Raw genomic sequence first — 1,183 nt, 5'->3', positions numbered from 1 at the left:
CCTAAATCGACGTATTGGGTGAGTAAGATGAGTTCGTTGAGCATGAGGGCAAGCGTGATACCAAAGGCGTAGCGCTTAGCGCGCCACAGCGCGAGGCCGTAGATGACTATGCGCAGTGCGACCATATACCAGGCGTATGCGCTGCTTGATAGCGTGTCCCCGTCCAGTGAAAAAGCCAGTGCGCTGGCGACGAGCAAGCACAAAAGCAGTGTGATGATGTGGCGACTTCGGCGCCACCGGTTTTGAGGTCGGGCTGTTGAGGTGTTCATATATTATTCTCCATCCTTGTCATAAGAGTTGTCATATCGGTCTTTGTCTAAAAAGACCGAGTCGGATTTGGGTGTTTGCGGGATAACTTGTGGTCTTTGGTAGCGGTAGTCATCCACCACCGCTTGGGCGGTGCGGGTGCCTATTTGTTGTCTGACCTCGGCTTCGTAGCGCAGCATGTCAATCTCGCGCTCAAGGCGAGCAATTGAGTTGTCGATGTCTTTTTGCGCCGTGGCGTGCTGAGCAATATTGACTTCGTACTTGCCCGTGAGCAGCGCGCGCCGCGCGTACAGGGCTTTTTCAATCGCTTGAGAAAGCGCCAGCTCACTGGCAATGCGCGATACGGTGTTGTTGTCCACTTCTCGTTCGGTCAGCGCTTCAATCAAGGTTTTAGGGAAGTGTTCGGTCTCTTTGTTCTCTGCGATGGCGCCTCGAAGTTCACTTTCCAGCGCGGTGCTCACCTCTGTGACTTCCTGAGATAGCCCAATCCCTGGCGTAGCTTCGGTTCGGCTTTTGTCCATACCGGTTTGCACCGACTGGCTACCAATCACTTGAGATACCCACTCACTCATTGTCTCTTCATTGTCCCAGTAGCGATAAAGGCCTTGGTGGCTTTCTTTTTGTGATTCATCCGACAGTAAGGTGAAGCCGGCGCGCGTCGCATCCGTGGTGGCGTTGATGGCTGGTTGGTTGCGACCGCCGTATTTGGCGCCGCCCACCCAGGTCACCCCAGAATCGCCCATATCGTCTTGCACTTCTTGTTTGGCTCTGACGGCGTCGCCACTTTTTACGGCATTGGTCCACGCCTGTGCGCGGGCAAGCGTTGCGTAAGCCTTATCGGTGTTCATTTCACCCATGGTGTCGACCATGGCCTCACACGAACTGCTGGCGTCATCAAAATCGAATTTGCCTTGCA

The 1,183-nt window shown here is 54.4% G+C and carries 2 protein-coding genes; both read right to left on the bottom strand.

Features of this window, described 5'->3' with window-relative positions; genetic code table 11:
- A partial coding sequence (locus AB6D93_RS24085; protein ID WP_372159259.1) for a hypothetical protein occupies nt 1-269 on the bottom strand: 269 nt, incomplete at its 3' end.
- A gap of 3 nt (nt 270-272) precedes the next feature.
- Nucleotides 273-1,183: integrating conjugative element protein (locus AB6D93_RS24080; protein WP_372159258.1), on the bottom strand; the 911-nt coding region annotated here is incomplete at its 5' end.

Source organism: Vibrio sp. 10N.247.310.23, assembly GCF_041467155.1.
GTDB classification, from domain to species: Bacteria; Pseudomonadota; Gammaproteobacteria; order Enterobacterales; family Vibrionaceae; genus Vibrio; species Vibrio crassostreae_C.
The sequence above is the reverse complement of the archived record's forward strand: the minus strand, read 5'-3'. Positions and strand labels throughout refer to the sequence as shown.